At 48.2% G+C, this 24,308-nt stretch carries 21 protein-coding genes; 7 read left to right on the top strand and 14 right to left on the bottom strand.

From position 1 onward, the window contains the following. Positions 1-17: 17 nt before the first annotated feature. From tus to ydgH, 7 genes are all read right to left on the bottom strand, one after another. A complete protein-coding gene (tus, locus tag IX31_RS03430) occupies positions 18-947 on the bottom strand; it encodes a DNA replication terminus site-binding protein (RefSeq protein WP_034455758.1) in 930 nt (309 codons plus the stop codon). A 103-nt stretch (positions 948-1,050) separates the two neighbouring features. Next, positions 1,051-2,367, bottom strand: coding sequence for a two-component system sensor histidine kinase RstB (gene rstB, locus IX31_RS03425; RefSeq protein WP_034455757.1), 1,317 nt, complete (start codon positions 2,365-2,367; stop codon positions 1,051-1,053). 181 nt (positions 2,368-2,548) lie between these two features. Next, positions 2,549-4,558, bottom strand: a complete 2,010-nt coding sequence (locus IX31_RS03420; protein ID WP_338390763.1) for an EAL domain-containing protein — start codon at positions 4,556-4,558, stop codon at positions 2,549-2,551. 531 nt (positions 4,559-5,089) lie between these two features. Next, the gene (gene rstA / locus IX31_RS03415) at positions 5,090-5,818 is read right to left on the bottom strand and encodes a two-component system response regulator RstA (protein WP_034455755.1); all 729 of its coding nucleotides are present in this window, start codon (positions 5,816-5,818) and stop codon (positions 5,090-5,092) included. Between the two features lie 75 nt (positions 5,819-5,893). Continuing rightward, on the bottom strand, positions 5,894-6,604 hold the full coding sequence (gene folM, locus IX31_RS03410; protein ID WP_034455754.1) for a dihydromonapterin reductase: 711 nt from the start codon (positions 6,602-6,604) through the stop codon (positions 5,894-5,896). Between the two features lie 31 nt (positions 6,605-6,635). Continuing rightward, entirely contained in the window at positions 6,636-8,018 is a 1,383-nt protein-coding gene (locus tag IX31_RS03405) for an amino acid permease (protein ID WP_034455753.1), read from the bottom strand. Positions 8,019-8,204: 186 nt separating this feature from the next. Further along, positions 8,205-9,149, bottom strand: a complete 945-nt coding sequence (gene ydgH / locus IX31_RS03400; RefSeq protein ID WP_034455752.1) for a DUF1471 family protein YdgH — start codon at positions 9,147-9,149, stop codon at positions 8,205-8,207. A 520-nt stretch (positions 9,150-9,669) separates the two neighbouring features. On the opposite strand from ydgH, the gene pntA reads away from it, so the two are divergent. The 3 genes from pntA (at position 9,670) to IX31_RS03385 (ending at position 13,076) form a co-directional block, all read left to right on the top strand. Next, positions 9,670-11,199, top strand: a complete 1,530-nt coding sequence (gene pntA / locus IX31_RS03395) for a Re/Si-specific NAD(P)(+) transhydrogenase subunit alpha (RefSeq protein ID WP_034457117.1) — start codon at positions 9,670-9,672, stop codon at positions 11,197-11,199. Between the two features lie 10 nt (positions 11,200-11,209). Continuing rightward, on the top strand, positions 11,210-12,598 hold the full coding sequence (gene pntB / locus IX31_RS03390; protein ID WP_034455751.1) for a Re/Si-specific NAD(P)(+) transhydrogenase subunit beta: 1,389 nt from the start codon (positions 11,210-11,212) through the stop codon (positions 12,596-12,598). A gap of 175 nt (positions 12,599-12,773) precedes the next feature. Further along, complete coding sequence (locus tag IX31_RS03385) at positions 12,774-13,076, top strand: hypothetical protein (RefSeq protein ID WP_034455750.1); 303 nt, start codon at positions 12,774-12,776, stop codon at positions 13,074-13,076. 143 nt (positions 13,077-13,219) lie between these two features. Here IX31_RS03385 and uspE read toward each other — a convergent pair whose 3' ends face one another. From uspE to IX31_RS03355, 6 genes are all read right to left on the bottom strand, one after another. Beyond that, positions 13,220-14,170 carry a universal stress protein UspE gene (gene uspE / locus IX31_RS03380; RefSeq protein WP_034455749.1) on the bottom strand — a complete coding sequence of 317 codons (951 nt, stop codon included), beginning with the start codon at positions 14,168-14,170 and terminating at the stop codon, positions 13,220-13,222. A gap of 136 nt (positions 14,171-14,306) precedes the next feature. Beyond that, positions 14,307-15,059 carry a fumarate/nitrate reduction transcriptional regulator Fnr gene (gene fnr / locus IX31_RS03375; RefSeq protein WP_122974000.1) on the bottom strand — a complete coding sequence of 251 codons (753 nt, stop codon included), beginning with the start codon at positions 15,057-15,059 and terminating at the stop codon, positions 14,307-14,309. 198 nt (positions 15,060-15,257) lie between these two features. Beyond that, positions 15,258-15,773, bottom strand: a complete 516-nt coding sequence (ogt, locus tag IX31_RS03370; RefSeq protein WP_034455747.1) for a methylated-DNA--[protein]-cysteine S-methyltransferase — start codon at positions 15,771-15,773, stop codon at positions 15,258-15,260. A gap of 12 nt (positions 15,774-15,785) precedes the next feature. After that, a complete protein-coding gene (abgT, locus tag IX31_RS03365) occupies positions 15,786-17,312 on the bottom strand; it encodes a p-aminobenzoyl-glutamate transporter (protein WP_034457115.1) in 1,527 nt (508 codons plus the stop codon). Positions 17,313-17,461: 149 nt separating this feature from the next. Continuing rightward, the gene (locus IX31_RS03360; protein ID WP_034455746.1) at positions 17,462-18,907 is read right to left on the bottom strand and encodes a M20 family metallopeptidase; all 1,446 of its coding nucleotides are present in this window, start codon (positions 18,905-18,907) and stop codon (positions 17,462-17,464) included. Then, positions 18,907-20,232, bottom strand: a complete 1,326-nt coding sequence (locus IX31_RS03355; protein ID WP_422110221.1) for a M20 family metallo-hydrolase — start codon at positions 20,230-20,232, stop codon at positions 18,907-18,909. The genes IX31_RS03360 and IX31_RS03355 overlap by 1 nt, the downstream gene beginning before the upstream one ends. A gap of 161 nt (positions 20,233-20,393) precedes the next feature. Between IX31_RS03355 and IX31_RS03350 the strand changes: the two genes are divergently transcribed. Beyond that, on the top strand, positions 20,394-21,290 hold the full coding sequence (locus IX31_RS03350) for a LysR family transcriptional regulator (RefSeq protein WP_034455745.1): 897 nt from the start codon (positions 20,394-20,396) through the stop codon (positions 21,288-21,290). Positions 21,291-21,357: 67 nt separating this feature from the next. Beyond that, entirely contained in the window at positions 21,358-21,921 is a 564-nt protein-coding gene (smrA, locus tag IX31_RS03345; protein WP_034455744.1) for a DNA endonuclease SmrA, read from the top strand. Between the two features lie 59 nt (positions 21,922-21,980). Here smrA and IX31_RS03340 read toward each other — a convergent pair whose 3' ends face one another. Beyond that, on the bottom strand, positions 21,981-22,787 hold the full coding sequence (locus tag IX31_RS03340; protein ID WP_034455743.1) for an IclR family transcriptional regulator domain-containing protein: 807 nt from the start codon (positions 22,785-22,787) through the stop codon (positions 21,981-21,983). A gap of 170 nt (positions 22,788-22,957) precedes the next feature. Between IX31_RS03340 and IX31_RS03335 the strand changes: the two genes are divergently transcribed. Both IX31_RS03335 and IX31_RS03330 read left to right on the top strand, forming a co-directional pair. Further along, on the top strand, positions 22,958-23,641 hold the full coding sequence (locus IX31_RS03335; protein ID WP_034455742.1) for a 3-oxoacid CoA-transferase subunit A: 684 nt from the start codon (positions 22,958-22,960) through the stop codon (positions 23,639-23,641). A gap of 10 nt (positions 23,642-23,651) precedes the next feature. After that, positions 23,652-24,308, top strand: coding sequence for a 3-oxoacid CoA-transferase subunit B (locus IX31_RS03330; RefSeq protein WP_034455741.1), 657 nt, complete (start codon positions 23,652-23,654; stop codon positions 24,306-24,308).

Genomic DNA, 24,308 nt, shown 5'->3' with positions numbered 1-24,308 from the left:
GTTCGACGCGCCTGCATTTACTCCTCGCAGTACAAATGCAGGCGCGGAATGACCAGCCGTAGCGGTTGCGCATCCGGCTTATAGCGATGGCGAATATTCTCCGCATCATAATTTAATAACTCACCCATCTCCGGTGGTATTTCGCCATTGTCACGATTACACAGCACCACCAGAGGGGACGGGCAGGCATGTTGTACCTGTTTTTTATGCTCCTGATACCAGGCGCGGGCGACTGGTTGTACTTTTACCGGGCGTTTAATCTTCAGGCGTACGTTATCTGAAAGGCTTGAAATGGAATTGAGCTCGCGGGTAATTTGCTCTGCCCATTGTTCACGGGTATAGGGCGGTACAGCACGGTTCGCTTTGAGGCTCTTTTCAAGTATTTCAATAACTTCTCTACGTGAATAATTCTTGATGATTTGTTTATTTGCCCAACCAAAATTCAACGTAGTAGGGTTTTCCAACAGTGTAATAGAGCGGTAAGCATTTAGGGTGATAAGCCCTGGAAGCTGGCGGTGAACCCACTCAAAGCGCTGCACACTGGGCAGTCCCGACTCCACGCTGATAATGTTTTCAAGCTCCTGCTTACGTTGGTTAATGCGTTCAACCAGGATTTGAGTCTGGTGACGGGCGGTTTCGTCAACCTGATAGCAAACGGCACCAGGCAGGCGCACCGCGGCTTTGCTACTGGTTTTCTCGGATTGCTGCTGGATAAACAAATGAGTGAAGTGGGAGAGGGTGTACTGATGTGCTTCTCTACCAAGTCGCTGTGTCACCTCGATTTTGCTTATCGCATCATGTTCATTACCTTTATAAACCGTAGGCAATTGAAAGACACGGCCAACTAATAATCTGTAGCTGTCGAGTTGTTCACTGAACAGATGCAGATCTCGCTCGAGCTCACGAAATGTACTGTTAAGGCGCTCAATCAAATCATATTTTGTCATTTCGCCATCACTTTAGTTACAACATACTATTATGTGTTTATAACACAAGGAGATGAGCCTGACCACCAGTGCTGTCATAGTCAGGCAGGAGACAATGTGGTTTTTAGCGGCTTGGCCTGATAGAGGCTAGCGACATTGCGGATTCAGTTTTAATTGGCCAGCTAAATCGAAAACGAGCACCGCCCAGGGCACCGCTATCAACGACCACAGAACCTTCCATGGCGGTTGCGACAGAATGCACAATCGCCAGCCCAAGACCACAGCCACCGGTAGCGCGGTCGCGACTCGGGTCCAGGCGAACAAATGGTTCAAATACCCGCTCACGTTCTTCTGCTGGTATACCGGGGCCGTCGTCTTCCACCTGCAAAATCGCGGTTTGTCCATCAAGCCACAGGCTAATACGTAAGTTCTCTTTGCTGTAACGCAGTGCGTTGTTGACCAGGTTATCTGTCACACGTTCCATCAGGCGCAGGTCAATCAATCCAAAATTGCCGCCAGGTGGGGTATCCAACAAGATATCGAGATGCGAGTGAATAATTCGGACGTCAGCAATGTGCTCATCAAGCCAGCGAGGAACGTTCACACTCGCCAGTTGTAACTCAGTTTGCGGGCGATCCAGACGCGCGTAGGTTAACAACTCCTCAATTAATGCTTCCAGTTGCCCAATGTCGCGGTTTAGCGCCAGTGATTCCGCTTCCGTAAGATTATCACTCATCTCAAGACGATAACGTAAGCGGACTAATGGTGTACGCAGTTCATGAGCAATTCCGTCAATCAGGAGCTTCTTACTCGCAATTTGCGCATTAATGCTATCGGCCATCTGGTTAAACGCGACGCCCAGACGCTCAAAACTTGAGGCACTGTCGAAATGAATACGCTCATCAAGATGACCTTGCCCTAATCTTTGCGCCGCCGTTTCCAGTTTGAGCATGTCCTTCCAGTGCGGTCGCATCCAGATAAATACCGGGAAGGCGAGGGAAATCGCAATAAACGCCATCAGTGCGACGTCCAGTAAGCGCATTTGGTGTAAGAAAAAGAGATAGGGGATTGGCCCGACTGCCAGAACATAGTGGCTGCGAGGAATGCGTTGGATAAACGTGTATTCATCATCGAGGGCGACAATTTCACCTGCGCGTAGGTGATGCATGTTCATCTCATCAAGCTTGAATTTATCCATTGGCTCAATGTGCAGCTTAAAAGATAAATTCAGGTCGAGATCTTTAATGGTGCGGTTCCAGTCGCGGGGAGGAATTTCTCGCAACTCGCTACGCATTAAATACAGCGAGCTTTTCATCAAATCATCCAGCGACTGGCGGCCTGCTCGTTCGGCGGTGAATTTGTACACCAGGCCAACCAGCATGGTCATCACCAAAAAGCAGACGAACAGCAAAAGATAGAATTGAATAAATAACTTTTTCAATGAAGATCACCGGATTATTGCGTATCTGGATACTGGCTCCTGCTGTACAGGAGCGCTATGGGGATATGAGTGATGTCATTTCAGAATTTTCATACCCCATCTGGCAGGGTATGAAAGCAGGGTTTGCCCCTGCTGACAATATCTGGCGTGTATAAGTGCGGTATTTAATGATAATGGTGGCTTAAACTATCGCTTCAACCTCAGGCAGAAAATGACCTGGCTGCATTTCCATCTTGTGCTGCTCCGCCAGAAGTTGGCACACAACTTTTCCCGGTAAAGGGCGGTGGAACAAGAAACCCTGGCACAACTCAATGCCAGCCATCTTCACTAATTCTAGTTCCTGCTCGGTTTCAACACCTTCGATGAGGATTTCACACTGAACAACCATGCATAATTTAACTACCTGTTGCAAGAAGCTAAACCCATCCGGCTTGGCCAGGCCGAGAACCATCGATCTATCGAGCTTTATCTTATCCAGTGGATAGCGTGTCAAATAATGCAGCGTCGAATATCCCGAACCAAAATCATCAAGGGCGATTTTGATACCGAGGTTGCGCAACTTTTCCATCACTTCTGCGACACGTACGGGTTCCTGAACCTTCTGTGATTCTGTTATCTCAAACTCAAGACTCCAGCCAGCAGGTAATGGTTTGGCCAGCACCTTGTTCACAATATGCAGGAGTCGATAGTCGACTAATGTCTGTGGAGAAATATTGACCGAAAGAGTCATCCCCTCTGTTTCAGACATATTTTCTCTGACGTAGTCCAGTGCGTTTTCCATTACCCAAAAATCTACCTCCGGCATCAGACCGGCTCGCTCATAATATTTCAGGAATGTTGGCGGCGTGATCTTTCCGTTGTCGTCCTGATGGCGAATTAAAACCTCGACGGCGAAGATTTTATTGTCAGATAACCGTACCTGCGGCTGGAAAAATAGGATGAATTGGCCGCTGGTTTGCAGTTTCTCTATTTGTCTCTGCGCTTCAAGGTGGCTGTATTCTTCTACAACATGATTGTAGTTAGGCACCATCTCAATGTTAGTCGGTTGGCTGATTTTCACCTCACCAGTGAGTAAGTCCATGTCATTATTTACAGTGTTTTTTTGTTTTAATGTACTTTTGACAAACGGGTAATAAATGGCCACGCCCAAAGCAACAAGAGCAATGTATAACATTACGGCGGCGCTGGATTCCCCGCTGGCCAACCACACCTTGATAGGCCCTGGTGTAGACCAACTGACGATTGCGGTAATCCGCGGAATAAAACTATAGTAAGTCGCGCCGTACGCCACGACATAAGAGACTAACGGCGTCAGAACGAACGGAATAATCATTACCGGGTTGAGAACAATCGGAAAACCAAAAATTAGCGGTTCGTTGATGTTAAACAATGCCATTGGCCCGGCAATGGTCAGCAGGCGGCGGTGTGGGCTATTTTTCTGCATTAAAATACAGATTACCAAACTCAGTGTATTTCCTGTGCCACCGGAATTACACCACATGTCATAGAAGACAGGGCTGAGAATGTTGAGTGCGCCGCGTCCTGAATACCAATCGTTAATATTTAATTTTGCTGCAGCAGTAAAGGCAACATCAATGTCCATAAATAGATAATAGCCGTGTAGACCAAAGAACCATGGAACACTGCGCAATAGGACGTATGAAATGCCATTCAGGAAATTAGTGGGGTAAAAATAAAGAGACAGTTGCTCAAAGAAACTCATTGCATGATGTAAGCCAGCTTCAGCCACTAATTTTATAATGCTACTGAATATGGCGATTATCATTAACGTAACAAAAAATGATACAATCGTAACGTTATTGCTATCTTTCCATTGGCGAACTTTTAACATGTTCTTACTGACGATTTCCTGCAACACATTACCAATTATTCCAGAGGCCAAAGCCATAGGAATACTGATATCCAGGAAAAATTGTGCGTTGTCGTCCAGTATTCGCCGGAAAATCATTAATGTACTGATGCTTAACGCAATACAGTATATTTGCGACAGACGGTTTCTGACGGCCCAGTGAACCGCAACATAGATATTCATCACCAGCGGTGCGAGCGCTAAAAAACCAATCTGTAACTGCATAAACCACAGTGCTGCATGGTTAAAACCTGCGGTTTCACAAAGTACCGATGCGGTGATAACCAGGCCACGAACAATCGATAAGGGAACTATAGCCATGGTGCTGGCAATAACGGCATGGGCATAGCGATTGTTTAATAACTTGATTTGACTGTTATTCAAACGGTGCAAAATATTGTTTTGTAGCCACGCTTTTATCACAAAATTACCTGAAGCAATTACGCTCATAATGGTGTTTTTAAACAGATAACTAAATTTCAAATTGAGTTATCCGGTGTTAAGGGTAAGGTGAAATAGCTATTTTTCTACATTTATGGGGTTGTTCCCCACAAGTCATGTTGAAATATTATTTTTGTGAATTCACATAAGTAACAAAACGAATACATGGTGATAATAAAAATAGTGCTTTTGCGAAATATTAATCTGATTTATTACTGAAAGAGAAGTATAGAAAGAAATCTACCATATTAGTTATGTACATTTCTATACATAAGTGTACAGAGTTAAAACGAACGCAGTGAGGCAATGAAATATATTCGGAGGGATTTTGCAGGGAAGTACTTTAATCAGCATAACCGTTCATGCGATGAACGGTTATTTATAGCGTTAAGTAAGTTAAATACTCGGCATCTAAACTTCGCTTTCCCAGGCATGTGGGGCGAACAAATAGCCTTTATTACGCACTGTTTTGATACGAAACGGTTCAGTAGCACTGTCGTAGAGTTTCTTTCTCAGGCGTGAAATAGCGACGTCGACGCTACGATCCAGGCCGTCGTAAGTCACCCCACGCAAGTTTTTAAGCAACGCATCGCGATCCATAATTTGCCCTGCGTGAGTTGCCAGTTCCCAAAGCAGATCGAAATCAGCAGTGGAAAGTGTGATGTTCTCTGAACCTAGCGTGACCTGACGGTTGACAGGGTCAATGCACAGCGCACCAAAGCGCATAGCTTTGTGTGGTTTAAGCGCTGTAGGGCTGCTTTCAACAGTATGTTGTGCAGAAACGCGTTGGCGTAAATGCAAGCGTAAGCGTGCCAGAAGAACAGCTGGAGGCGTAGTTTTGAGGATATAGTCGTTAGCGCCCATCTCCAGTGACAATATGTGGTTCATATCGCTATCCAGGGAGGTAAGTAGCACAATCGGGCCATCCCACTGAGGGCGCAAGTCACGGCACAATGTCATACCATCTTTGCCAGGGAGCATGACATCGAGCAAGACAAGGTCAGGGCGCTGCTGATGAATGGTTGCTTCAGCACAATCACCACGGCTTTCAACAATAACGTCAATGTCATGTTTACCGAGGTAAGCTGCAATTAACGCTCCTACTTCAGGATCGTCTTCTACATATACGATTTTGTTCATAGCCCGATACTTTGGATCAAAAAGAAAACATACACTGCAAAAGGTTTTAATGCCATAAATCGAGGGTAAACAAAATTATCTAAGCGGCCTGCCGCCATCGACGCAATGGGTGCGCCCTGTGACGTAACTGCTGTTTAACAGGTAAGTGACTAACCCAACTATTTCTTGTTCGCCCGGCACTATTTTCATCAATGATTTATTCAATGCTTCTTTCCGATACTCGATATCATCGTGCTCATTGAACATGATCATTGCCGGAGCAATAGCATTCACTTTGATTTCAGGTGCCAGTTTGCGGGCAAACGAACGAGTCATATTATCAAGTGCAGCTTTACTGGCGGCATAGGCAATATGCTTATCGCTTCCACGTTCTACAACGTAATCTGTGAAATGAATAATATCGGCACCGGAATGCCCACCTCCACGCAATAACGGCTCAAGAAGATGATTGAGAAGGTAGGGGGTATTAACGTGGATTTGTAGCATTTCAGCCAGCGTTTGCGCCGGTGATGAGTGAGGAGATTCCGCAAGCCAGGCACTGGCATTGTGCAAAATGGCACGCAGGCCTTTGCAATGCTGTGTTACGTTCAAGGCAAATTGCTCAATGCCCTGATTAGTTGAAAAATCTGCGAACAGGCAAGTTGCCCCAGCCTGTTCCAGTTCATCAACCGCTGGATAACGGGTACGGTAACTGATGATGACGGATTGCTCCTGGGCCAGAAAGTGCCGTGCCAGTGCCAGGCCAATTCGTTTACCTGCACCAGTAATCAAAATGGGACGATCCATCAACGACTCCTTGCTATTGTTCTCTGGAGATTTACTTTACCAGTACCCATGTTGCAGGAAACGCAGCCACTAGCATCAGGAAAATGACTGATCTTTCCTTGAAGTTAAGTTTGATGTCATGCGTATGCGTACTGCGCGTATACATAAAGACTAATAATCCTGGCGCATACAGTACCACCGAAAGCAATAAATGCATGGGACCTGATGCATATAGCAACCATAAGCCATAAATGCATGCACCAAGGCCAATTGCTTTATGTACAGGCCGCGTCGAGACTTTTAGTAAAAAGGCACCAACCAGGAAGTAGGGAACCAGAATCATCTCTGAAGCGATTGTCAGCAGCGTGTTGTAATCTGAACCCGTCAACCAAATCAGCACAAGGCAAATCTGCACACTAATATTAGTAAGCCACAAAGAAGCAGACGGTGCGTTATTCTTGTTTTGACGAGCAAAAATTTTCGGGAAGGCCTTATGGGTGGCTGCAAGATAGGGTACTTCTGCAGCCATGATAGTCCAGCTCAGATAGGCACCACACACTGAAACAATGAGTCCAGCAGCAATAATGACTTCACCCCAAGGGCCTATCATTTCGACCATCAATCCAGCCATTGAAGGATTGCGCATTCCGGCGAGTTCCGGGCGGGCAATCACCCCCAGCGAAAGCAATGTTACGAGCAGATACACGCCTAATGCCGCAATAACAGCAAGAAGTGTTGCTCGCCCGACATCATTTTTATTACGCGCACGAGCAGAAACCACCACCGCACCCTCAACACCAATAAATACCCACAGGGTAATCAGCATGGTGTTCTTCACCTGCTCCCAAACGGGAACACCCAGCGCAATACCGCTAAAATCAAGGGTGAAGGTATGAAGTTTAAAGGCCAAAGCGGCGAGAACGATAAACAGACCTAACGGTAATAACTTCGCAAGTGTGGCAACCAGATTGATACTTGCCGCTGTCTGTACTCCACGAAGTACCAGGAAGTGGACCATCCACAGTAGTACCGAAGCCCCAATAATTGATTGCCAGGTATTCCCATCACCAAACAGGCGTAGTTCTGGTGTATCAGTGAAGAAACTCAGTGCGGAGAAAACAATGACCAGGTAGGAGACATTAGCGATCACGGCGCAAAGCCAGTAGCCCCATGCGGAGAAAAATCCGATCAGTTCGCCAAAACCTTCTCGTGCATAAGTGAATATTCCACCGTCCAGATCGGGCCGTAGGCGGGTTAGCACCAACATTGCCAGCGCCAGCAATAAAATCCCTGCACCTGTAATAGCCCAGCCAATCAGTAATGCTGAGGGACTGGCCACACTCGCCATGTTTTGCGGCAGGCTAAATACACCAGCACCGAGCATCGAACTCAATACCAATGCAGTTAATGCGGCGAGGCCAAGCTTCTTTTCCATAGCAGTCCCGTGATAATCAAATAAGACCCAGAATAATTATCATGCTTTTATGCATAAAAATGGTGGGTAACACTAAGGCGCGGAATTTTACGGAGTGTAGACGCTGCTTGCAATGACATGAGCCATAAAATGCTCGGGAAATAAAAAAAGGGTGGCAGATCCACCCTTTTGCTACAAAAGCTGCGCTTATTTATACAAATCAGCGCTAATTGTCATGTTGCCGCCACGTTCGTCCCATTGACGGGTGATGTGGTAGTACTTAGCACCTTTCTTGGCCGCACGTTTGGCAACCTGGTAAGAAATTTCAGTACCGCTGCCATAGTGGCCAGTGAATTTCACGCTATCAAATGGAACCATTTGAGCGGCAGTCACTTTATTCAGTTCCTGAATTTTAGTGCCATCTGGCAGCGTTACGGTGTAACGCCCGCCTTGGGTTGTTTGTGTTTCAAAGAAGCGACCAACATCAGAACTTGGCGTACTGGAGCTTGCTACACCTGGAATCTCAACTTTTGCAGCGGCAGTACCACCAGCAGCCAGCGCTGCTTTACCTGCTTCTGAGTCAGCAGGAATCGCGTCCGCGCTTTGCAGAACACGTTTTTTCGCATCTTTTTTATAAATGAAAGCGGTAATACGTTGGTTACCACCGGAGTTCGCATCAACCTGGCGCACAATAAAGAACGAATCCGCACCTTTTTGTTTAGCGGCACGGGTGATCGCATCGTTAACTTCAGGTTGGCTGCGATAAAAGCCCTGGATGGTCACGGTATCGTATGGTTCAAGAGCATATGCTTGATCTTTCGGTAACTCAGTGACGCCATTGATCACTCGATTAGACACTTTATCAGCTTTAGGGGCATCAGCACGATATACATCAGCAACTACGCGCCAGTTACCGCTGCCGCTGGCATCGTTGGTGTCCAGAACATAAAAAGAGGCAGCGCCCATTTTATCGGCACGACGCGAAACGGCATCGACCGCATCACCAATGGCGTTAAAACGCCCGGTGATAGTAATGCGTTCGAACGGTTTAAGAGCCGCAGCTTGATCCGGTGTCAGTTCCGTTGCTGCCTGAGCAGACAGCGTCGTTAAGGAAATCAGTGCTGACGCCAGAAGGGTGTTCTTGAGCTTCATAAAAATAATCCTTCGCCTTGCGCAAAATGAATACAAATACCGCATTCTCTGAGGGTTACCTGTTAGCCGCCGATTATTACATTGAAACCTGAAACTGTCTGCGGCATTTTTCACTCAGCAGTTGTTGGTTGCAGATATTTTGCATAACTAAAATTTATACTTTCGTAAAAGAGCACTTTGACCAGTAAAAGTGGTAAAGCTTACAACTTAATTGGTTAATGTAATGTTAAATATGCAGTTTGCAGCGGCGCAGAATCGTGAATTGCCGCGATGATGAAGCGTATTATCAGGTGTTGTAGATGAAAATTAGTCGAAAAGAGCTGTCTTAAAGCCCTTGAGCTAAATTTTTACGATAATGATACAAATACTGAGATCCTGATCTAGATCACAGGCGTTATTTTCAGTAGGTTATAAATAGTTTGTTACAGATGTATTTTTAATTGAACTGGTAACGGAACTGACGATTGCCATGGCAATGTCTGACAAACCATCAACAAAAAATCAGATGGAAGGGAATACTATGCGTATTGGGGTACCAAAAGAGCGGTGGGCGGGCGAATCCCGCGTGGCAGCCACGCCTAAAACAGTGGAGCAATTGCTGAAACTGGGCTTCACCGTCACAGTCGAAAGCGGCGCGGGCAAACTGGCGAGCTTTGATGACGAAGCATTTGTACACGCTGGCGCGACCATTTCAGATACCGCTGAAGTCTGGCAATCTGACATCATTCTGAAAGTGAATGCACCGCAGGATAGCGAAATTGAGCTTTTGCGTGAAGGTTCCACATTAGTGAGCTTCATCTGGCCTGCTCAGAATCCTGAGTTGCTCGAAAAGCTCGCCGCTAAAAATGTCACCGTAATGGCGATGGATTCCGTGCCACGTATTTCACGTGCGCAATCGCTCGATGCCCTAAGTTCAATGGCTAACATTGCGGGTTATCGCGCAATTGTTGAAGCCGCTCATGAATTTGGTCGCTTCTTTACCGGGCAAATTACCGCTGCGGGTAAAGTGCCTCCGGCGAAAGTGATGGTCATCGGCGCGGGTGTTGCAGGCCTTGCAGCGATTGGTGCGGCAAATAGCCTTGGCGCTATTGTGCGAGCCTTCGATACCCGTCCTGAAGTGAAAGAACAAGTGCAAAGTATGGGCGCTGAGTTCCTTGAGCTGGACTTTAAAGAAGAAGCTGGCAGTGGTGATGGTTACGCCAAAGTAATGTCCGAAGCCTTCATCAAAGCTGAAATGGAACTGTTTGCAGCCCAGGCCAAAGAAGTCGACATCATCGTGACTACGGCGTTGATTCCAGGCAAACCTGCTCCAAAACTTATCACCCGTGAAATGGTTGATTCCATGCAAGCGGGCAGTGTGATTGTCGATCTTGCAGCACAAAACGGTGGCAACTGTGAATATACTGTTGCAGACCAGGTCACTGTAACGCCAAACGGTGTGAAAGTTATTGGTTACACCGATTTGCCTGGTCGCCTTCCAACACAATCCTCTCAACTTTACGGTACTAACCTCGTTAATTTGCTGAAACTGCTCTGCAAAGAGAAAGATGGCAATACCGTGATTGATTTTGAAGATGTGGTTATTCGTGGTGTGACGGTTATTCGTGATGGTGAAGTCACCTGGCCGGCACCGCCAATTCAGGTTTCTGCACAGCCCCAGGCTGCGGCGAAGAAAGCTGCTGTTCCTGTCGAAGATAAAAAGCCGTCTTCACCGTGGCGCAAATATGCGTTTATGGCGTTGGCGATCATTCTGTTCGGCTGGCTTGCTGATGTGGCACCAAAAGAGTTCCTCGGCCACTTCACCGTATTCGCACTGGCTTGTGTCGTCGGTTACTACGTCGTCTGGAATGTTTCTCATGCACTTCATACCCCATTGATGTCGGTCACTAACGCCATTTCAGGGATTATCGTAGTTGGTGCATTGCTGCAAATTGGTCATGGCGGCTGGGTTAGCTTCCTGAGCTTTGTTGCCGTACTGATTGCCAGTATCAATATTTTTGGTGGTTTCACCGTCACTCAGCGCATGCTGAAAATGTTCCGGAAGAACTAAGGGGTAACACATGTCTGGTGGATTAGTTACAGCAGCATACATTGTTGCCGCTATTCTGTTTATTTTCAGCCTGGCGGGGCTGTCAAAACACGAAACGTCCAAGCAAGGTAATTTGTTCGGTATGGCCGGTATGGGTATCGCCCTGGTGGCAACCATCTTTGGGCCTGAAACCGGCAACGTAGTGTGGATTATCGTAGCAATGGTTATTGGTGGTGCCATCGGTATCCATCTTGCTAAGAAAGTAGAAATGACTGAGATGCCGGAGTTGGTGGCAATTTTGCACAGCTTCGTGGGTCTGGCAGCGGTTCTGGTGGGCTTCAACAGCTATCTGGATCACGCGCCAGGTCTTGAGCCGATTATGGAAAACATCCATTTGACGGAAGTCTTCCTCGGTATCTTTATTGGTGCGGTGACCTTCACGGGTTCTATTGTGGCGTTTGGAAAACTGCGCGGCAAAATTTCTTCTAAACCGCTAATGTTGCCACATCGTCACAAACTGAACCTCGCGGCGCTGGTTGTTTCCTTTGCCATGCTAATCATCTTTGTGCGTACTGAAAGCGTTGGCTTGCAAGTATTAGCATTGCTGGTGATGACAATCATTGCATTGATTGTTGGCTGGCACCTGGTTGCGTCAATTGGTGGCGCGGATATGCCAGTTGTCGTCTCAATGCTGAACTCCTACTCTGGTTGGGCGGCAGCGGCAGCGGGCTTCATGCTCAGCAATGACTTGCTGATTGTTACCGGCGCCTTGGTTGGTTCTTCCGGTGCGATTCTGTCTTACATTATGTGTAAGGCAATGAACCGTTCCTTTATCAGCGTCATCGCCGGTGGTTTTGGTACTGACGGTTCTTCTACTGGTGAAGATGACGAAGTCGGTGAGCACCGTGAAATCACGGCGGAAGAGACAGCAGATATGCTGAAAAACTCTACGTCTGTGATCATCACTCCAGGGTACGGCATGGCTGTTGCGCAGGCGCAATATCCGGTCGCGGAGATTACTGAGAAACTGCGTGCGCGTGGCATCAAAGTACGCTTTGGTATTCACCCGGTCGCTGGACGTTTGCCCGGCCACATGAACGTTCTCCTGGCGGAAGCCCGCGTTCCGTATGATGTGGTTCTGGAAATGGATGAAATCAACGATGATTTCAGTGATACCGACACCGTTCTGGTTATCGGCGCAAACGATACAGTTAACCCTGCGGCACTTGAAGATCCACGCAGCCCAATCGCAGGTATGCCTGTGCTGGAAGTGTGGAAAGCGCAGAATGTTATCGTGTTTAAGCGTTCGATGAACACCGGTTATGCAGGTGTGCAGAACCCGCTGTTCTTTAAAGAAAACACTCAAATGCTATTTGGCGATGCCAAAGCCAGCGTCGAAGCGATTCTGAAAGCGCTTTAATTTTATTAGAACATCAGTTATTTCTTAAACCGCCTTTCGGGGCGGTTTTTTTGTATTATTTAAAAACAACACTATCAATACGAAGGAAGATCAATTCAGATGGGAGTAGTAATATTGTGATGATGCAAGCCGCACGATACAATTAATAAAAATACAGTTATCACGGTTGTTGTTTATGAAAAGAGTTATCATTTTTAGTGCCGCATTAATTCTCTCAGGCTGCGTTACCCACCGTTGGGTAAAAGAGGGTGCAACCGAACAGGACAAGAATATGGCAGAAACGGCCTGTAAAGCGGAAGCGTTGAGGGGCCTGCCTCCCGACTATGTGGTTAACAGCAAAACCACAACAAAAGATAAAAAACACAATTCAAGCAGTACAAACTACTCGTCTATAGATGCCAATGAAATTAAACGTGGAATTCTTGAAAAAGATTGCATGTATCAGAAAGGGTGGTCGCAAATAGACGTTCAGAATTAATCTAGCGAAGGTTGTAATATTAATAATTATTATTTGTTAAATTTATTGTTTTTCTTGTTCTAATTATTTTAAATAGATCAGGATATTAAAAATGCCGCTGTTGAGCGGCATTTTGCTTTTACTGTACAGTTAAACTCTGGCGGCTAATCATCTTCGTCGTCATCCATTTCTACCGGCGTTTGGTAATCATCAGGTTTGATGACCAGTAAATCGCAACGCAAATGGTCGATAACTTGTTCCGCAGTATTGCCAAGGAATGCTGCAGAAAGCCCGGTGCGGCCTACCGTACCGAGCACTACGATACCAGCTTGCAAATGTTCCGCGAGATCAGGAATCACTTCTTCCGGCAATCCTTTCTCAACGTGAGTCATTTTTTCATCGATTCCGAATTTTTGGCGTAACGCTTTCATCGCAACTAAATGCTGGCCGCGAATGGCATCGTTATAAACGCTGGGGTCAAAATCAGGGAGTTCGATGGCAATATTAATTGGGGTTATTGGGTAGGCACCCACAAGGTGAACTTCAGTGTGGTTAACATCCTCGGCTAAGCGAATGGTTTCTTTAACCAGCTTTTCATTGAGTGCATTGTGGTACTGCTCTTCACTGGCGAGGTTTACCGCAACGACAGCTCGGCCACCTTCAGGCCACGGTTTTTCATTAACCATCCATACCGGGCTTGGGCACTTACGCAACAAATGCCAGTCGGTTGGTGTGAAAATTACCGCTTCCAGTTTATCGTGCTGATGCGTCATTTTGAGCACCAGATCATGACCACCGCTGATCACTTCCTGAATAATTGCCTCGAAGGGACGATTATGCCAAACCACTTTAATCTCAATTGGTACACCCGAATCGATGTAGTACTGGGCTTGTTCTTTTATCCAGGCCGCACGTTGGCTAATGACGCCTTTGCGCATAGCTGTGCGTTCATCCGGTGACAGAAGGGTGGTCATTTCGTAGGAAAAATCATAGATAGGCAGAAATGCTTTGATCCTGCCACCAATCCGTTGATGCAAATAAACCGCACGCCGCAGGGCGGGTTGATCGTCCTGATTAGGATCTATAGCGACTAGCATGTTTTGATACTTTGCCATACAGGTCTCCTTACAACTGCTTAACCACAGTCTGTAAATTAAGATTAACCCATATGCGATGAATGAAACAGGTGATAAGTCTATGTGGGATCAATAAATCAGGAAAATTTACTTATCCCACATAGGAAAGGAGATACTACGCGACGTTACGCGATTGACCAGCGAGTTGCGCAAGAAGATCGGTATTTTCGATGGTAATGTACTTTCCTTTCACGGCCAGCATGCCACTTTTCTGGAAACGGCCTAACAGGCGACTGATGGTTTCCACCGTCAATCCAAGGTAGTTACCGATATCGCCACGCGTCATGGTCAAACGGAATTCCCGAGGGGAGAAACCGCGCTGGGCAAAGCGACGTGAAAGATTGTAGATAAATGCGGCCAGACGCTCTTCTGCATTCTTTTTGGAAAGCAGCAGAATCATATCCTGGTCACCCTTAATTTCGCCGCTCATCAAACGCATCATCTGCTGGCGCAGATTGGGCATTTTACCCGACAAATCATCAAGGGTTTCGAATGGAATTTCGCAAACCATTGAGGTTTCCAGTGCTTGTGCAAAGCTTGGATGCATACCCGTGCCAATAGCGTCAAAGCCCACAAGATCGCCTGCTAAATGGAAGCCGGTAATTTGCTCGTCACCTTGTTCAGTGATGGTGTAGCTCTTGATGGTCCCTGAACGAATTGCGTACAGCGACTTCAGCTCATCACCGGCCTTAAACAGGGTTTGTCCCTTCTGAATAGGCTTCTTACGCTCGATGATATTATCAAGCTGATCAAGCTCATGTTCATTGAGCGTGAAGGGGATGCATAATTGGCTGATGCTGCAATCCTGGCAATGGATAGCACAACCGCCAGACTGAATGCGTCGAATAATTCGCTTTTCAGGGATCATAGATATGCTCGGGCCGTTATTGATATTGGTCAATTTTAACATCTTTTTCTTGAGCACGTAAGTATGATGAAAGCGCATTCAGAATATATCAGCCAATAACCCTGTGGTTATAGAGCTATCCTATTGAAATTAATGGAACTGTACATTTATCCGCATTATTATTATGTGAATAAAGAACATTCCTCTGTACATGATACGTTAGAGCAACAAATATCCTTCATGTCGCAACAACCACTCTTTTCGACTCACACCTCCGGCATAGCCCGTCATTGTGCCATTACGGCCAATCACACGATGACATGGCACCACTACGCTTACTGGGTTTGAACCATTTGCAGCGCCCACCGCTCGTGCAGCACCGGGTCTGCCTAGTTGGTCTGCTAGCTGCCCGTAATGCATGATTTGCCCGCAAGGAATGGTGCGTAATGTTTGCCAGACCTCACGTTGAAAGGCGGTTCCCGCAGTAGCGGTAGGTAGCGTTTCAATTACCGCCAAATCACCTTCGAAATAGTCGCGCATTTTATCGCTCAACCCGTCTGGATTTTTGCACGCCACGCGCTGATAGCCGCTGACACCATAATGAATACCGAGCAATTGCACCATTCTGTCGCTATGTTCTTCCCATTCCACTGCACGCAGGTGGTATTGCTCGTCGCAAATGACCCATAAAGGTCCTAGCGGTGTTTCAATCTTGTCTTCTAACAGTGTCAGCATTTCATTCTCCGGTTACTTGAGATGCGGATAAATCCCAGGCCCAATAGGCAAGCAGACAAGATACCACGCCACCAGTAGTAGCAACCAGACACCCAAAAAGATGATGGGGTAAGGTAATACTAAAGAGTAATAAGTCCCCAATTTAGCCTCTGGCTTATAACGTTGCAGGAACCCCAGGAATAATGGAATAAACGGCGAAACGGGAGCTAATGGGATAACTGATGAATCTGCCACGCGGAACAGAATTTGCGCAAAAGCGGGATGGAAGCCCAGCAACATAAACATTGGGACGAAGATAGGTGCCAGAATAGACCAGATAGCCGAACCGCTGGCAATAAACAGACACAGGAATGAAGAGAGCACAGCAAGGCCAAGAAATGCCGGAATACCATTGAGCCCTGAACCTTCCAGCACATCAGTCAAGCCGATCGCCATAAATTTGCCCATGTTGCTCCAGTTGAACATGGCAACAAATTGCGCCAACGGGAACACCATCACGATAAAACCGGCCATCTCCTTCATGGGTTCAATCATTAGCTGCGGTAAATCTGCTTGCTTACTTATTTTTTTAGTCGCGATGCCATACGCCAGTGAAACGACGAAAAAGAACATGATAATCAATGGCACAATGCCACTAATAAAAGGCGAAGGGATGATGGTGCCTTTCACCGGGTCGCGCAACAAACTATGCTCTGGCACCAGCAGCAGGGCGACAATCGCGATAAATAACAGCGCAACAATACCCGTGACACGTAAACCAAAGCGCTGGACATCATCGAGTTGTTGAAGTTTCTCGGTATGTTTGCCTTGCCAGGCACCTAAACGTGGCTCCACGATTTTATCGGTAATCAGCCCGCCGGTAATCGACAACACAAGCACTGACGTTGCCATAAAATACCAGTTATCAATCACGCTGACGTGCATTAATGGGTCAATAATATGAGCCGCTTCTGTACTGATACCCGATAGCAACACATCGGTGGTGACAATCAACAAATTCGCTGTAAACCCACAGCCGACGCCAGCAATCGCAGCCAATAGCCCCGCTACCGGGTGGCGACCTACGGCAAGAAAAATCAACGCGCCCATCGGCGGCATAATGACAACTGCTGCATCAGAAGCAACATGGCTAAAGAAGGCGATAAACAAAACCATGTAGCTGGCATAACGCGCGCTGACGTGTGATGCCATTTTCACCATCAGACTCGGTAACAGCCCAACGCGTTCTGCCAGGCCTGCACCCAGTACCAGCGCCAGAATTGACCCAAGCGGCCCAAATCCACTGAAATTCTTAATCACGTTCGGCAAAAACCAGTGAACGCCTTCAGCACTCAGCAGGTTATTCACATGAACAAGACTCCCGTCAGCGGGGTTACGAACACTCACGTTCAACACTGAAAGTACGGCTGTACTCACTGACAAAATGACAATCAAATAAACGAACAGCAAAAAAGGATGGGGCACTTTGTTGCCAATTTTTTCTACCAGGCCGTACAGCTTGCCAGAGCCGGAGTGCGTGGGTATGGAGGAAAGACTCATAGATGGGCCTCTATCGATTGCGATGTTTTTATTTATGGTTTTGTTGTGTGTCAGGTGGATAAGCAAAACGCCATCCACCATTTACCCCGATTAAAGCGGGTGGCGCTGCACATATCCGCCCTAAAAAACGATCAATCTATGGTTTGTGATTATTTTAAAGGTGACGGTGTAACATTTTTTGGAATCGGACACTGATAAGGGCGCTCGGCGAGTTGTGCGTGCAACTCACTTTGGCAAACTTCCAGTGTTTTTGGGTTGGTGAAGAGTTCCAGCGCGGTTGCCGCCATAACTTTACCCGCATGCAGCATACCTTTATGGGCGATGGAGGTACGCCCCTGGCTCACCAGTTGCCAAGTGTGCAACGGAGTGCCGACGGTAAAGCACGGGCTAAAACATTGGGCAACCGGCACTTTCCAGCTGACATCACCGACATCCGTTGAGCCAGGAAGAATTTTGTCATTTACGGCATACGGCGCAATTTCGTTAATTAACAAGGTCTCACGATGGCGACGAGCAAACGCTTTGCCCTCATCATTAGAGGTATTAGCGATGTTATTTAAGCTGTTTTGCAGATCATTGTCGGTCAATGTTGCCCGAATCTGTTTGGCAAAAGCCAGTTCCTCATCGCTCCATTGCGGCAGACCAATTGCCTGCAAAGCCTGATACATCACACCTTCAAGCTCGCGGTTAGGCAGGTAATTAGAACAGGCTTTATCAAAACGCACATTCACAGTGGTTTCAGTCATAAGCGCAGCCCCTTCGGCAACTTTATTGATGCGCTCATAAATATGCTGTGCCTGAGCCATTTCAGGAGCGCGAATCAAATAGAGTACTTCGGCCTGCGCTTGTACGACGTTTGGAGAAATACCTCCGGCATTGGTGATGGCGTAATGTACGCGCGCTTTTTCGATAATGTGTTCGTTAAGGAAGTTCGTGCCAGTCGTCATCAGCGTAACGGCATCGAGTGCACTGCGCCCAAGATGCGGCGAGTTTGCCGCGTGCGCCGCAATACCATTGAAGCGATATGCCACCTGGATATTTGCCAATGAACTGGTGCTGAAGATTCCGGCATACGCTTCCGGATGCCATGTCACCGCAGCATCAACGTCGTCAAATAAGCCTTCGCGCACCATAAAGGTTTTGCCAGAGCCGCCTTCTTCACCGGGGCAGCCGTAAAAGCGCACCGTTCCTTTGCCACCGTATTGCTCAAGCCAGTTTTTTACCGCCACCGCACCGGCAAATGCTGCCGTGCCGAGTAAATTGTGACCACATCCGTGGCCGTTCGCACCCTCAACCAATGGATTGGGTGAAACCTCCGCTGAACATTGGCTTAGTCCCGCCAGCGCATCATATTCACCCAGCAGAGCGATAACAGGATGGCCCGAGCCAAAACTTGCTACAAAAGCCGTTTCGATATTCCCGGCATTGCGTGTAACGCTGAAACCCTCCACCTCTAAAGCGCAAGCCAGGCGTTCAGCAGACCAGCGTTCTTCAAAACGAGTTTCCGGGTGATCCCAGATATCATCGGCAATGGCGGTAAACTCGCCACGTTTGGCTTCAATTGCATCATCAACAAACTGATAAATCGAACTCATCACACACCTCGCTGCCAGGGGAAATTAAGGGCGAGGCGGGCCATGGTATTCACGGCAACTTCCATCACCTTCTCATCGAAATCAAATTTCTCGTTATGGTGGCCGGCACTCAATTGCGTACCGAAAACCATATAAGAGGCTTTGCCACCTTGTTCCTGAACGCGAGCCATCATCAAGGTAGCATCCTCAGAGCCGGTGGCACCTTTCACGGTATCGACAACTTGCGTAACACCGCTGACTTCACCGGCCTGTTGGCGAATAAACGCCACCCATTCTGGTGATGGTTCACTGTTGGTCGCAGCGCCCATCAATTTCACTTCTGCTTCAATGCCATACATCGTGGCAATACCACGAATAATCTCTTGAGCACGTTCAAAAACGTAGTCGTTGATAACGTTGGTTTCACCGCGGGTTTCTACTTTCAATAACGCCTGAGCTGGCACCACATTGCGACCGCTACCGGCTTGAAGAACACCCACATTGACGCGAGATGCGCCAGCGCTATGAGGGGCAATGCTGTGCAGGGCTAATGCAGTTTGAGCCGCGGCAAGCAGGGCATTACGGCCTTCTTCTGGTTTGCCGCCCGCATGCGCTGCAACCCCGGTAAATTGCACATCAAACTTAGTGGTCGCCATAAAATTATCGCTGCCACACACCACGGTGCCGGAAGGGATGCCGGTACCGATGTGAATCGCCGTAAAGTAATCGATATTGTCGAGCGCACCGGCTGCGACCATGGCACGCGCACCGCGTGTCCCTTCTTCAGCAGGCTGGAAAATCAGTTTAATGGTGCCGTTTAGCTGGTCTGAAAACTGTTGCAAAACGGTGGCGAGTCCAAGTCCAATAGCCGTATGCCCATCGTGTCCGCAGGCATGCATCATTCCAGCATTACAGGATGCAAAACCTTCCGCAAAAGGGCGATGCGAAGGCTGTTGCATCTCGCCCAAGTCCAGGGCATCCATATCTACGCGAAAAGCGATAGTTGGGCCTGGGCGGCCAGTTTCAAGCGTGGCGACAATCCCTGTGAAGCCGCCGGAAAAATGCTCTATCCACTGCGGCAAAGCCCCTTGTTCCAGCGCTCGTTGTTCTTCTCGTGCCAGTACTTCAGCCGATGGCAACCCCATACGGGCGGCGTCATCAACCACATCGCGGCCTAAAGCCAGCTGATAACCTAATTGATGAAGTGTTTCGGCAACGTGAGTGGCAGTACGAAATTCCAGCCAGCCGGACTCGGCAAAGTGGTGAAAATCGCGCCGCCAGTGCTGCATGCGTGGAGCCAGTTCATGTACTGCCAGTTCTGGTTGCTTCATATCCCATCCCGTCATAAGCATCTTCTGTGATCAAGTTCACGCTGTGATAGTTTTTACTTATCACCCAGCGATTTTTGGAAGTTTTCGCCGTACCTGGATTACCCTGGCATAAGAGATTGAATTACAGTAGATGACAAAATCTTTCAGCTGATAGCTATTGGTTATCAGGAGGCCATGTGACTTTTCAGGTTAAGCTCCATCAGATCCGCGCATTCGTGGCTGTCACGCAAAATGGCAGTATTCGCGGAGCCAGTCGGGCGTTAAATCTTTCGCAGCCCGCGCTCACAAAATCGATTAAAGAATTAGAAGAGGGAATGTCCGCACGTTTGTTTATCCGACGTAGCCAGGGCGTGGCGTTAACCGAATGCGGTGAAAGTTTTTACCAGCACGCGCGTTTGATTCTGGAAGAGTTAAGAGCTGCCCAGGAAGATATCTTGCAACGCCAGGGGCAACTGGCTGGGCAAATTAATATTGGTCTTGGGGCCAGTGTTTCGCGCACCTTAATGCCGCCCGTCATCACCGCGTTTCATCAAAAACACCCACAAGTTAAAGTCCGTATTATGGAAGGACAGCTGGTGTCGATGATTAACTCGCTGCGGCAAGGGGAGCTGGATTTCACTATCAATACTTATTATCAGGGGCCTTATGATCAGGAATTTACCTTTGAACGGTTGTTTGAAAAACCGTTTGCGGTATTTGCCCGAGAGGACCATCCAGCAACCAATGCCACAACCTTAAAAGAGTTACTGCACTACAACTGGACGTTGCCAACGCCACGCGGCAGCTACTACAAACAACTGGAAGAGCTATTTCAAAAGCGTTCAGAAATTCCTAATATCAGTGTGTTCTGCGAAACCTTTTCAGCCTGTATTAGCCTGGTAGCGCAGAGTGATTTTCTGAGTATTTTACCTGCTGAATTAGGACACGACCCGCTGTTAGCCCATAGGTTGAAGCAAATTAACATCATCGAAACACTGCCTAATGCCACCTATTATCTGATTCAACGGCGAGATGTGACCCAGGCGCCACTCACTACTGCGCTTATCAACCAATTTCGTCGCGAATGCCGATAATAGGGCATTGAGCCTCGGTTCATCGGCGGCTATAGTGACTTCAGAATTAAGACTGGAGGATTTGCACATGAACCTTGACGAAAAATCGCTGTTTCTGGACGCCATGGATGACGTCAAGCCGCTGAAAAACTGTAACAGCAGCCAGTGGTTGAAACCGGTGAAGGAGAAGGTGGTGCAAAAGCTCGATACTGTTCAGTTAGATAACTTTCTGACCACCGGTTTTCTGGAAATTATTCCGCTCGACACGTTGCTTGAATTTAAGCGTGAGGGGCTGCAAACCGGGGTGCTCGATAAGCTGCGACAAGGGAAATACAAACAGGAAGCAAGTCTTAACCTCATCCGCCAACCCGTTGAACAATGCCGCCAGATGCTTTTCGCCTACATCCCGGAAGCCAAAAAAGATGGCCTGCGTAATTTGCTGATCGTTCATGGCAAAGGGCGTGAAGATAAATCACATGCCAATGTTGTGCGCAGTTATGTCGCTCGTTGGCTGGCGGAATTTGACGAGGTACAGGCGTTTTGCAGCGCGATGCCGCACCACGGCGGCAGTGGGGCTTGCTACGTGGCGCTCAAAAAATCCGACCAGGCGAAAGTGGAAAACTGGGAACGCCACGCAAAACACAGCCGCTAACCCACACGTCAGCCGCGTAGGTCGGATAAGCGCAGCGCCATCCGACGTTTCCGACCTGCCTATTTCAACAACAGCGACAACTCCTGCGCCGCTTCCTGCAACTTAGGCAGTACACGGTTAAGCAATTCTTGTGCGGAAACCTGCCCGGCATGAACACCAACGTTAAGTGCTGCAACCACCGTTCCTTCTGGGTTGACCAGGGGAACGGCTATCGAACGCAACCCCATCTCCAGTTCCTGATCGTTAAGCGCGTAACCTTGCTGGCGCACACGTTTTAACTCTTCGCGTAGTTTGCTCACCGAATCCACAGTCTGCGGTGTGTAACGAATCATAGTGATGCGACCTAAGAAATCGTTGAGCTGTTCTTCTGGCAAATAACTCAGTAATACGCGGCCCATGGATGTTGACCACGCGGGCAGGCGGCTGCCGATATCCAAATCAATGGTCATGATGCGCGAGCTGGAAGCGCGGGCGATATACAGAATATCGTCGCCATCTAACGTGGCGATTGAACAGGACTCGTTGAGCATTTCACTCAGATGCTTGAGCACCGGTTGCGTGGATTTCGCCAGTGGCGTAGAGGCCAGATAAGCATGGCCCAGCGATAAAATCCGCGGGCGCAATTGGTAGTATTTACCATCTTCGGCGTAGACAAAACCAAGCTTGCCCAGAGTGTACAAACAGCGTCGCACCGCCGCGCGGGGAATCCCGGTCTTCTGGCTAATTTGTGAAATAGACATTTGTCGCCGCTGTGGGGTGAATGCCTGAATCACTTCTAATCCGCGAGCCAGAGATGCCATAAAATTCGGGTCGCCTTTAAAGGGATCGACTTCCCCCGTCGTTACTTCATCACGTTCAATTTCCATTCTGTTCTCCTCAAATTTCGCCGCTGATCACACTCTGAAAACAAAGATACATGATGTTCGATAATCGCACCATATTTCGATTATCGCCCTTGACCAGCTTCGTTAACGGGGTCACATTTTGTTCGAACAACGCAAACTTGTGCGAATGACGCACACCAAGGAGCAGAGTGATGATCAACAAAAGTGTGGCTTCGCTTGAAGAAGCGGTTGCCGGAATTTTCGACGGAGCCACCATTATGATTGGTGGCTTCGGAACCGCAGGGCAACCCACCCATCTTATTGATGCCTTGATTGAACAGGGCGCTTGTGACCTGACCATTATCAATAACAACGCAGGAAACGGGGAAGTGGGGCTAGCGGCACTTTTGAAAGCCGGACGCGTGCGCAAAATGGTCTGCTCATTCCCACGCCAGGTGGATTCACAAATTTTTGATGACCTGTATCGCCGCGGTAAAGTCGAGCTGGAACTGGTGCCACAAGGCAACCTTGCAGCCCGCATTCAGGCTGCGGGTTCAGGTTTAGGGGCGGTATTCACGCCCACCGGTTTCGGTACGCCACTGGCAGACGGCAAAGAAACACGCGAAATCGATGGCCGCCAGTACGTGCTGGAATATCCGCTAAAAGCTGATTTTGCATTAATCAAAGCGTATGAAGGTGACCGCTGGGGAAACCTGGTGTACCGCAAAGCGGCACGTAACTTTGGGCCAATCATGGCGACCGCCGCGACCGTAACCATCGCCGAAGTCAGCCGCGTGGTGCCATTAGGTGAGCTCGACCCAGAGAATATCGTCACGCCGGGCATTTTTGTTCAGCGTCTGGTCGCAGTCGAAAACTCACTGGCGCAAAGTGCATAAGGAGCCCAAAGTGAAAAAATTAACCCGTGATGAAATGGCACAACGTGTCGCTCGTGATATCCCCGAAGGCGCTTACGTCAATCTTGGCATCGGTTTGCCAACGCGCATCGCTAACTACCTTCCGGTGGATAAAGAGATCTTCCTGCATAGCGAAAACGGCTTGTTGGGCATGGGGCCAAAACCCGCAGAAGGCGAAGAAGACCCTGAGCTAATAAATGCCGGAAAAGAGTTTGTCACCTTGCTGACCGGTGGCTGCTTTTTCCACCACGGCGACTCTTTTGCCATGATGCGTGGCGGCCATCTTGATATCTGCGTTTTGGGTGCTTATCAGGTTTCCGCAATGGGTGATCTCGCTAACTGGAGCACTGGCGCACCGGACTCCATCCCGGCTGTGGGTGGAGCAATGGACTTAGCCATCGGCGCTCGGCAGGTCTTTGTGATGATGGACCACCTGACGCGTGACGGCGAATGCAAGCTGGTGGAAACCTGTACCTATCCGCTAACTGGAATCGGCTGCGTCAGCCGCATCTACACCGACCTCGCGGTGATTGATATCACTGAAAAAGGCCCGGTAGTGCGCGAAATCTTTAATGGCCTCTCTTTTGAAGAACTACAACGTATTACCCCGGTCACACTTGGCTTCGAACAACTGGCAGAAAGCGCGTAA

The sequence above is a fragment of the Buttiauxella noackiae genome, from assembly GCF_000737905.1.
In the GTDB taxonomy this organism is placed as follows: Bacteria; Pseudomonadota; Gammaproteobacteria; order Enterobacterales; family Enterobacteriaceae; genus Buttiauxella; species Buttiauxella noackiae.
Note: the sequence above shows the minus strand (reverse complement) of the source record. Positions and strands in the feature narration are given on the sequence as shown.